General features: G+C 41.9%; 11 protein-coding genes. 6 read left to right on the top strand and 5 right to left on the bottom strand.

The window, feature by feature from the left end:
* Positions 1 to 245: GGDEF domain-containing protein (locus CXF78_RS02225; protein ID WP_145991354.1), on the top strand; the 245-nt coding region annotated here is incomplete at its 5' end.
* A gap of 65 nt (positions 246 to 310) precedes the next feature.
* On the opposite strand, the gene CXF78_RS02220 is transcribed toward CXF78_RS02225, so the two are convergent.
* The gene (locus tag CXF78_RS02220; RefSeq protein ID WP_059747846.1) at positions 311 to 814 is read right to left on the bottom strand and encodes a glycine cleavage system transcriptional repressor; all 504 of its coding nucleotides are present in this window, start codon (positions 812 to 814) and stop codon (positions 311 to 313) included.
* 692 nt (positions 815 to 1,506) lie between these two features.
* Between CXF78_RS02220 and CXF78_RS02215 the strand changes: the two genes are divergently transcribed.
* On the top strand, positions 1,507 to 2,136 hold the full coding sequence (locus tag CXF78_RS02215; RefSeq protein WP_059747845.1) for an acetate uptake transporter: 630 nt from the start codon (positions 1,507 to 1,509) through the stop codon (positions 2,134 to 2,136).
* A gap of 67 nt (positions 2,137 to 2,203) precedes the next feature.
* Here CXF78_RS02215 and CXF78_RS02210 read toward each other — a convergent pair whose 3' ends face one another.
* Both CXF78_RS02210 and CXF78_RS02205 read right to left on the bottom strand, forming a co-directional pair.
* Complete coding sequence (locus tag CXF78_RS02210; RefSeq protein ID WP_102035845.1) at positions 2,204 to 2,722, bottom strand: hypothetical protein; 519 nt, start codon at positions 2,720 to 2,722, stop codon at positions 2,204 to 2,206.
* 4 nt (positions 2,723 to 2,726) lie between these two features.
* On the bottom strand, positions 2,727 to 3,524 hold the full coding sequence (locus CXF78_RS02205) for a winged helix-turn-helix domain-containing protein (protein WP_102035844.1): 798 nt from the start codon (positions 3,522 to 3,524) through the stop codon (positions 2,727 to 2,729).
* A 458-nt stretch (positions 3,525 to 3,982) separates the two neighbouring features.
* On the opposite strand from CXF78_RS02205, the gene CXF78_RS02200 reads away from it, so the two are divergent.
* Both CXF78_RS02200 and CXF78_RS02195 read left to right on the top strand, forming a co-directional pair.
* On the top strand, positions 3,983 to 4,804 hold the full coding sequence (locus CXF78_RS02200; RefSeq protein WP_011639048.1) for a cytochrome c3 family protein: 822 nt from the start codon (positions 3,983 to 3,985) through the stop codon (positions 4,802 to 4,804).
* Positions 4,805 to 4,814: 10 nt separating this feature from the next.
* Positions 4,815 to 5,399: a hypothetical protein gene (locus tag CXF78_RS02195; protein WP_011639049.1), complete on the top strand. Its 585-nt coding sequence runs from the start codon at positions 4,815 to 4,817 to the stop codon at positions 5,397 to 5,399.
* A 249-nt stretch (positions 5,400 to 5,648) separates the two neighbouring features.
* On the opposite strand, the gene CXF78_RS02190 is transcribed toward CXF78_RS02195, so the two are convergent.
* Positions 5,649 to 7,742: a prolyl oligopeptidase family serine peptidase gene (locus CXF78_RS02190; protein WP_102035842.1), complete on the bottom strand. Its 2,094-nt coding sequence runs from the start codon at positions 7,740 to 7,742 to the stop codon at positions 5,649 to 5,651.
* 228 nt (positions 7,743 to 7,970) lie between these two features.
* Here CXF78_RS02190 and CXF78_RS02185 point away from each other — a divergent pair, with 228 nt between their 5' ends.
* Entirely contained in the window at positions 7,971 to 8,249 is a 279-nt protein-coding gene (locus tag CXF78_RS02185) for a peptidylprolyl isomerase (protein WP_011639051.1), read from the top strand.
* 174 nt (positions 8,250 to 8,423) lie between these two features.
* On the opposite strand, the gene CXF78_RS02180 is transcribed toward CXF78_RS02185, so the two are convergent.
* A complete protein-coding gene (locus CXF78_RS02180; protein WP_011639052.1) occupies positions 8,424 to 9,149 on the bottom strand; it encodes a hypothetical protein in 726 nt (241 codons plus the stop codon).
* Positions 9,150 to 9,392: 243 nt separating this feature from the next.
* Here CXF78_RS02180 and CXF78_RS02175 point away from each other — a divergent pair.
* On the top strand, positions 9,393 to 10,141 hold a 749-nt coding region (locus CXF78_RS02175), incomplete at its 3' end, for a S8 family serine peptidase (protein WP_180957030.1).

Raw genomic sequence — 10,141 nt, 5'->3', positions numbered from 1 at the left:
TAATCGAGCGCAGCAATTATCAGGAGGCTATCAATGTCGCCGAGCGATTAAGGGCCATGATTAACCAAGCACCTATTGTTTATTGCGGTCAGCAAATTAGCGTGACCGCCAGTTTTGGGGTCGTTGAACTCAGTAACCAAGACATACCAATAGAACAAGCAATCGATCTCGCCGACAGCGCGTTATATCAAGCCAAAAGCAGTGGCAGAAACAAAGTAGTCTTTAGCGAACTCAGCTCAAGATAGTTCACTACTTCTGAATCGAAGCCACTCCAGGAAAACGATGAACGATTGCCCAAATGAGGGACAGGTTAGTTAACTTCGATTCGAATATTATCGCTTAATGTTTCTAGCTGTGAAATTAACAATGCGATAGTCACATTTTCCGGTAATCTTAATGTCAGCTTAGCGCTGTACACCGTTTTACCTAAACTGGTGACTTGCACACGGTAACATTCCTGGTGGTCTACGCTTACCTCAAGATCGGCTAAAATTTGATTCATATCATGGGTTAAACCTGAGCGATCATTGCAATCTAGAGTGAGTTTACATTCTTGTGATAGACGAACAGAATCATGCTCATATTCTGCATAGACGAACGTTAATTGTGAAAACTGTTGCTCTAATGCTTGTTTTAATGCCGCTTCCTTATCGACATCTATCATCACCCTCATCATGGCCACAAATTGCCCGTCGAGTTTAATGACTTTACTGGTTTCCCAACTTGCACCTATTTCACGGCTAACCTGGGCAAGTGATTGCAGTAGATTAGGCTTTAAAGTCCCTAATACTGTAGTGATAAACCTATGTTGCATATAACCTCCGATGCCAATAAACCACAAAGATGCTGGTATATTTAATGTGGTTTTAGTTAAAGCCTAACTACAGACTAGCTATCACACGAAAGCGCGTCTGTGGTCTAGCACACAAATCAAACAAATGAGTTGTCATCTGCGACCAAACATCTCGATAGGTGAAGTAATCGAACGGGTAAATGAGCTTGGTATAATACGCAAAGTAGCAGCAGGAAATTGTCGGTGCTAGTCGGCATTTATTGACCATAGAGATAAATTTTGCAGCAAATGTTATTTTTGCAGGCCACAACAAACTTAGTGAATTTGTATCGCTTGCATCACAAAATTACGTTTATCAGCTACGGCTTAATAACCCAAGTGAATGATATAACGATGCTGTTTTTGAGACTCATCACACCAATAGCAACAACTTGAACTATGTCACCCCATTCCGATGCAATGCCATTATCTAATTGAATTTAAACAACTTATTATAATCATCCCAGCCACCCTTAAACTACTTCATAAAAATAATCAGTTAAGCTATTGTTTTTAAAGGTGAATATTTATTTTATCATTCACGCAACATGCCCATTCTTGCTTATTGCTACCCACAGACGCTTTCTCTAAAATGCGCGCCTTGCCCATAAGGGTACAGATTCACTTTTGGCGGCATTACATTCGCCGTTGAACTTTTCCATTAGAGGAACACAATGTCTACAAAATTAGCGAATCCGGCGCCATTAGGATTAATGGGCTTTGGCATGACAACCATACTGCTCAATATTCATAATGCTGGCTATTTTCCAATTGATTCGATGATCCTCGCAATGGGGATTTTCTACGGTGGCATTGGCCAAGTTATTGTCGGTATGATGTGCTTTATGCGTGGCGACACCTTCGGCACCACCGCGTTTACTTCATACGGCCTATTTTGGTTAACCTTAGTGGGCATCATCCTAATGCCAAATATGGGCATAGCCGCCAGTCCAGCACACTTTATGGGGTGGTATCTAACACTATGGGGCACCTTTACTGCCTTTATGTTTGTAGGATCGTTACGTTATCCACGGGCAAAACAAGTAGTATTTGGTTCATTAACTATCTTGTTTTTCTTATTGGCCGCTCGTGACTTTACCGGTAATGCGTTGCTTGGCACTATTGCAGGTTTTGAGGGTATTTTTTGCGGAGCAAGCGCCATTTACTTTGCCATGGCCCAAGTGCTTAATGCTGAATACGGCCGAACTATTTTACCTGTTGGAGAGTTAACTCAGTCTAATACTCAGGTTCAGCCCCAAGCAGCTGAAGCAGAAAAAGTGACCTTACACTCGGTTAAAGCATAAATAACCCGAGCTAGGGTTAAATACTTAACAGGTCGATGCATTGCATCGACCTTTTTGTTTGCATAAATTAATGCACCAAACGACAACCACACACGGTATTACTCGGCTGAAAAAGTACTACTGCATAATCTTTTGCTTCATCGCGTTCCAACACCTGAAGACTTAATGAATGCATGCCACTCTTGTTTAAATTTATTCCGCTCACATACGATAAATATTCATAATGTGCAGGTGTATCGAGACTGCTCCCACCTAAATACTCTTGTTTAGTGGTCACTGAAATATCGTACATTTGCCTTTTAGCATCTATTTTATTCACTTTTCCCGTCATCGCTAACGTGCCAGCAGAATTGCCATCTAAATCATAATAGCGATAGTTAATTTGGGCTAAACCATCTTTAGAGACTAAATCGACCAATAAGTAATGATCGCTGTCTGCTGCATCAACTTCATGATTAAACAGTTCTGAACTGCAGCTCAACATAAAGCTCGGAGCCTTAGATGTTAACGCGTAAATGCCACCAATACTGGCCAGCAAACACAGCAGAATGACAATGTTGACTATCCATAACCCTTTTCTTGCCATTGTACTAACGCCCCTGAGATCGATGAGATGAGGCAAGTCGAACAGGTAACGAGTCGCAAATGTTCACTTGTTCAAGCCATGCTGAATTGATAAATCGTTTAGGTTGGCGTAAGTCGCTAATTTTTAAATTACGAATAATAGACTGGCCCAAATAATCACCTCTTAAAGTAATATTCAGTACTTGCTTGTCATGCGATAACGATAAAAAAGCTTTATTCCATACCGTTTCGGTACAACCTAATAAACTTTGTGTGAGCTGTTGCCCTTGATCAGTCAGCAACTCGTTATTAGTGTTTGAAGGGGAATATAAAATCACATCGACTTGCTGGCCTGAATTTAAGCTCACCGTTTCTATACTCAACGGCATGGTTGGGCTGACAGCATGGCCGACTTGATTAAACCACCATAGACTTACCAGCGACACGCTAATAAGGGCTATGACCACCAGCAAAACTTGTAATGGTCGAATGAATACGCGGCCCACTTTATTGTCGGTTTCTTTACGGGCACGATGATGCCTTAGCAAATAACCTTGGCCTTTTACTGTTTCGATAAGCGTTTCATATTGTGGTCCAAGAAAAGACCGTAAGGTAAAAATAGCCCTAGCGACTGACGCTGAACTTAAATGTGACTCGTCTTCATGACCTGACTCTAATAATGGTTTAGCAACAACTTTCCCTTGATACTCGACCAATAAAGTCAGCACATGTAATTCGGCTCTGGGAAGATGCCACACCACCCCAGTTTCCTGGTTAATCAACTCCCCTTTGTCGATACTGAACCTGCAATGCCCCAATTGCATGTAGACCGCCTCTATAATTGACCTAATTTCGACATACTGAAGTGTATGCATAAAATCTTATTAATTCTGTGATCCTGATGCTTAAGCACTTTATTCCTTATAAAATGTAAGCCTTTAAATGTGCAAACTAATCAATTTGTGAGCGATATCACGTCATTTCATGATTTTAAAAACAGACTAAATGGCTGAGAAGATGTATGAAATGTGGAAAATAATGAGACTTACATCATGAAAACCCTTAAATTTAAGTCAAATTGTCCGTAAAAAAACGATGCCATAATCACTAAAAATCCATATTTCAATCTGCTATCTTTATCTGCTTTGAATCACATCTTTAATTGCTCTATTGCTTATTGTTACCACATCAAGTTGTTAGCCCGTTTTTTACTAACAACTCAAAAACCCCCAACACTAGAGATTGGGAATAATAAAATAACGATGAGTAAAGGGTGATTATTATGAGCATGAACAGACGTCAAGCATTGACACAGATTATTGGTTTAAGCACTGCAGCAGCTGGGGCAACATTATTAGGCACGTCTGCATTTGCTGCCACAGACGCAGATGGAAACTACCGTTTAGAACTAGGTGAAAAACTTAAATATGCGCCACTTGATGCGATGCTAACAGCAAAGCTTGCCTATGAAACGGGGGGCGGTTGTATGCACCAAGTGTTTCACGCCATTGTGACTATGCTAGCGGCATCTGGCAGCGTTGACGCCAGTAAGTTTGCCACTATCCCTACTGCATTAGCAGGCTATGGTTGGGCAGGCGTGGTTGGCCAAGGAACATTGTGTGGCAACCTTAATGCTGCCGGTATGTTGATTAATATTCTTGATGATATTAATGGGCAAAACAGCGCCATTATTGGTGCATCGTTCCGCTACTACGAAACTAACGATTTACCTTTATCATCTGCTGAGTTCATTGCGGGCATTGGCTCTACAGATGCTAAATCACTCGAAGTAGGTAAAACCTCTATTGCTAACAGCCCACTGTGCCATTCATCTATTAGTAATTGGTCTGCGGCATCTGGAAAGCCTTTTGCGTTAAAAGGTGAACGTTGCAAACGCCTCTCTGCCAGCATGGCTTTTTATATTGTTGATTTACTCAATCGTGCCAATGCCGGTGAAGATATTTCAGTATTAGCAGAAGCAAAACCGTCTGCTGAAGCGCAGGCATGTCAGTCTTGTCATGGCGTTACCGAAACGATGGGCTCTGCAGCTAGCGTGAAAACGGATATGGAATGTACCACTTGTCACACAGGGCATTACAATTAAGGAGCGCATCATGAAGGTTAAATATCTTAGCGCCATATTAGCGAGTTCATTGTTAATCTTTGGCTGTAATAGCGACAATGATGACGAAGTTGTCACTGAGCCACCAGTGGTTGTTATTCCCCCTGTTGTTGTGCCACCTGTTGTTGTGCCACCAGTAGTAGTTGTACCGCCTGTTGTTGATGGCGTGAGTATTGATGATGCCAGCACTGTGGTGGTTAAACTCGACACATTTGACTCCATTACTGGCGCACTATCATTCACTGTTGCTAATAGTGAAGGTGAAGCGCTAACGAACGTAGCCAATTACGATATTGTGTATTTTGGTTTTCCTGACCCGGCCTCACCTTCCATAAAGCCTAAAGCTTGGAAACGTTGGCATGTCACTCAAAACTATCAATGCGATAGTACAGCCACCGACACCTGTACAGGCACATTAGAAGCGACAGATACTGCGGGTAAATATACTTTTAATGTGAGCGATCTCGACTTACAAAGTAAAGCATCGGCAAATGCTGAAATGGTCTTTAAGGTTGCGGTCCAAATTAAGGGCGCGCTTGCCAGTAATGAAATTGAGTTGATTGACCCAAGCAATTAATCATCATTCAGCCTCCCCCCGGCTAATGGCGAGAGAAAACCACTTGTGCTCATTAGCTTCAGGCTATTTGCCGCAGCACTACACTGCGGCTCTTTTTATCATTTTCGCAGCACGGCTTGAATATACAAAACTGGGTATGCACCGCTTAGATAAATAGTTTAACACTGTATAGCTGTGAATATTGAAAACAAAAAAAGGGTTTCAGCAGCGCTGAAACCCTTTTTTATTCAACCCTGGCTACTGATAAATTTAACGAAGCTGTTGCATTAAGTATGCGTAAACCATTGAACTTAACTCGGCGGCCTGAGTATTGTCTGCCGCGCCAGCATGGCCACCTTCAATGTTTTCGTAATACAACACATCTATGCCCATGTCTTCCATTTTCGCCACCATTTTACGCGCATGCGCTGGGTGCACACGGTCATCACGTGTTGACGTGGTGAAGAACACTTTAGGGTATTTAACCCCTTGTTTTAAATTGTGATATGGCGAATAGGTTTTAATGTATTCCCACTCTTCTGCGATATCAGGGTTACCATATTCGCCCATCCAACTGGCACCAACCAATAACTTGTTATAGCGCTTCATATCCAACAATGGCACCTGGCACACTACAGCGTTATACAGCTCAGGACGACGAGTAAATGCTGCGCCCATTAACAAACCACCGTTACTACCACCTTGAATACCAAGATGCTTGCTTGACGTAATTTTGCGAGCAATTAAGTCTTCGGCAATGGCTTCAAAGTCTTCATACGCTTTATGACGATGTTGCTTTAACGCTGCTTGATGCCAGGCTGGGCCGTATTCTCCACCACCGCGAATGTTAGCAAGTACATAAACACCGCCCTGCTCTAACCAGTTTTTACCAATTGTGGCCGAATAGGCTGGTAAGCGCGATACTTCAAAACCGCCATAACCATAAAGTAATGTAGGGTTACTACTATCGAGTTTAATGTCTTTAGCCATCACCACAAAATAAGGTACTTTAGTGCCGTCTTTTGACGTAACAAAGTACTGTTTTGTGACAAACTTATCGGCGCTAAATTGTTGCGGCATTGCTTTAATTTTATCGGCTTTTAAGCTGGCACCATTTAAGCGATATAAACTGGCTGGTTCTAAAAAGCTGGTGTAATTAACAAAAAAATCATCACTATCACGTTCAACATCAAACACACTTAAGGTGCCATTGGCTTCAAATGGCACAGGTTTGCTTTGCCACTCACCTTTATCGTTTTGCATGTATCGTACAAGTTTGCTTTTTACATCATCTAGCCAAGTGACAAAAATGGCATTCTGGCTAAATGCGACTTGTGAAATAGAAGCATGCTTCGTTGGCGATACCAGTTCACTAAACTCAGGTTTTTGCGCAATGAGTTTATCAACGGGTGTGTAAACAATGGCACCTTGTTTGAAAGTACCTTTGGGGGTGACTAAATCGCTTTTTAACTCTATATATAGCTGACCTTTAAAGTAACCTTTTAAATCGGCATCTTTAGGAATAGGCAGCGACACTAACTTACTATCTTGATAAACATAATGTTTAGCGGTGTAGAAGGTTAAACTTTCTGTGACAATATTCAGCGGTGTTTTATCATCAAACATCACATAACCCGACACGGCAACTGAGGCTTTATCACCTCTAAACACTAATTTGGCTGCAGACAACGGTGTGCCGCGTTTCCATAATTTAACCACACTTGGATAGCCTGAATCCGTCATGCTTTGCGCATCACCAAAATCAGTTCCGACAAACACGGTATCTTTATCAATCCAGCTTAACCTTGACTTAGCTTCAGCCAACACAAACGGCTTTTGAGTGCTGTCGACAAACGCTTTTGCGGTTAAATTAAATTCTCGCACCTCAGCGGCATCTGCGCCCCCACGAGACAACGACACAAAGCAGCGCTCGTTCTGTGGATATTGGCATTCAATGCCCTTAAATACCCAATTAACCCCCTCTGCTTTGCCAAGGGCATCGATATCAAGCACGGTTTCCCAGTTGGGTTCAGCCTTAGCATATTCCGCCAGTGTGGTACGACGATAAATACCACGCTCGTGGATTTCGTCTTTCCAAAAATTATACAAATAATCGCCAATACGAGTGGCATAAGGAATACGGGCTTTATCGTTTAAAATCTCTAGGCTGTTTGAGACTAAGTTATCAAAACCTGAGTAAGCCTTAATGTGTGTTGTAGACACAGCATTTTGCTGCTTAACCCACGCCAGCGGCTTAGCGCCTTCAACATCTTCTAACCAAATATATTTGTCTTCTTCTGCATTAACTGGTGTAGCCATTGTCATCGCACTCGCTATACATAAGGGTATGATTCGCTTAAGCATTAAAAATTTCCTTTTTTGTTATTTGCTTGCGGCATTTTACTAGCATGCATCTACTTTATAGGATCCATGTAGATGTTCAATCGATAAGGAGAGCAAACAGTAACAGGCCATGCCCCATAACAGAGCAAATTATTGCTAGATTATCATGCCAATTTGGTCGACTAAGCAGGTATAATGTCGCGCTAAACATTGCTCTACCCATTCAAACAAATAAATACAGGCACCAACATGGCCAAAACCGCAGCAGCATTACATATTTTAGTTAAACACCAAACTCAGGCTGAAGACATCATTAAGCAGCTTAATAACGGTGCTAAATTTGATGTTTTAGCCAAAAAACATTCTAGCTGTCCTTCGGCCAAAAGCGGCGGCAATTTGGGTGAATTTAAAAAAGGTCAAATGGTGCCACCATTCGATAAAGTCTGTTTCAACGGCGAGCTCATTACGCCGCACCTCGTCAAAACCAAATTTGGCTGGCATGTGGTGAAGGTACTTTATCGCACTTAGCAATCGTCGGATTGAAAAGAGTATCATCGACAATAGTCGCGCATATAGTGAACCGTATTTCGAATGAGCCACACTTCGAATGAGCAAGCCCAGAACAGTTCAGTCATAAATAAATACTAAGTTGTGGGCTTGATATCAACGCCCACTTTTAAAAACACCAACGACTTACAATATTTACTTGCGCAGTTTGATCGACAACTCACCATCACGAATTTGAATATCATCAACACCATCAGCAAAAGCATTCCAAAAGCCACGATCGCCAAACTCACCGACCAAGTTAACGTTTTTCATGTTTCCTAGCCACGCATTCGGAATAGGCACGCCCATTAAGCTCACGCCAACTAGCGCAACAACTGGACGACGATTAGCATCAAGATGAATATCAAGCCCAGTATTCACGCGTAAAATCTCCCCAGCCATAATCGGAAAGTCGTCTGGGATCGGGATAAGCATTTTGGCACTGGCTAAGTTATTAGAAAAATCAATTGCGACACGCTGAGCAAAATCAGGATTACGACCAATCATCGAATTCACTTCTTTCTCACTAAATGTCACTTGCCGATCAGCGTCAAACTCACGATACGCTTCAGGGGTTAACTCATCACTATCTGCACTAACATTATCAGTAGTACGGGAATCACCACTTGATGCTGTAACCGCTGAGCGAGGTTCAACTTGCCAACCTAACTGAGTCAATTTTTGATCCAATTGTTGCTCTTCTTTAGCGTTTAAGCTGACTGGGGTAAGCGGTGACGGAAAGATATAAGTGCGGATAATAAAAAATGTCAGCCCTGCTGTAACAAGCATCGTTGCTGCAATAATCAGTAACAGTTTGGCTCCAGAGGCACCAGTTTGCCGACTGCGCGGTGGTGACTCATTGATTGATAAAGCTCGCATGATATGCCCTTTGTTATTCTCTTATTGTGCATCATGGTAATGCCCTACTCGACTAAACAGCAAATAAAAAACTGTTTTGTGGTTAAAACCAAAACACACAACGTTAATAATTTGTTAATCAAATGAACTTTATGTTACAAAATAAGTGTAGAAATAATTTAACTGCTGAAGACTAAGCCACGTTGATGTCTATAAAGCAGAGTTAACCACCACAAAATAATAACAAATAGGAATGCTTATTCTATGAAACTATCGACTATTTCAATGTCACTATTAGCTCTTGGTCTTACAGCAACGGCACATGTACAAGCAAGCGACGACCGTTATGTCATTCAAGTTGACCCACAAAAAAAAGGGATTGTAAAAGCTCTTGCCAAAAAATTAGGTGCACAAATTAATGTTGATGGAGAAGGTTTTATCGCCGCGACTTTTACCGGCAAAGATTTAGATCAAGTTAAAGGATTACTCAATAACCCACACGTTAAATTAATTGAAGAAGATCAACGACGTCATTTAATGGGCTTTTCCGACGACATTGGTAATCCAATGACAACCCAAATAACACCTTATGCAGTTTATCAATCGCAAGCCGATCAGGTCACATTCAACCCTAATGCGGGCATCAAAGTATGTGTAATCGACTCAGGTCTCGATCGCAGTAATGCTGATTTTGTGTGGAATAATATTACCGGTAACAATGACAGTGGTACAGGCAACTGGGACGAGAATGGTGGTCCACACGGTACACATGTAGCCGGAACTATTGGCGCTGCAGATAACGGTTTTGGCGTTATTGGCATGGCTCCTGGTGTTGATATGCACATCATCAAAGTATTTAACGCCGACGGGTGGGGTTACTCATCTGATTTAGCTCAAGCTGCAAATCTTTGTTCACAAGCGGGCGCCAATATTATTAGCATGAGTTTAGGTGGCGGCGGTTCAAACTCAACAGAATCAAATGCATTCCAAAGCTTCAGCGATGCTGGCGGGCT

The sequence above is a fragment of the Shewanella sp. 11B5 genome (genome assembly GCF_002836795.1).
Classification (GTDB): domain Bacteria; phylum Pseudomonadota; class Gammaproteobacteria; order Enterobacterales; family Shewanellaceae; genus Shewanella; species Shewanella frigidimarina.
Note: the sequence above shows the minus strand (reverse complement) of the source record. Positions and strands in the feature narration are given on the sequence as shown.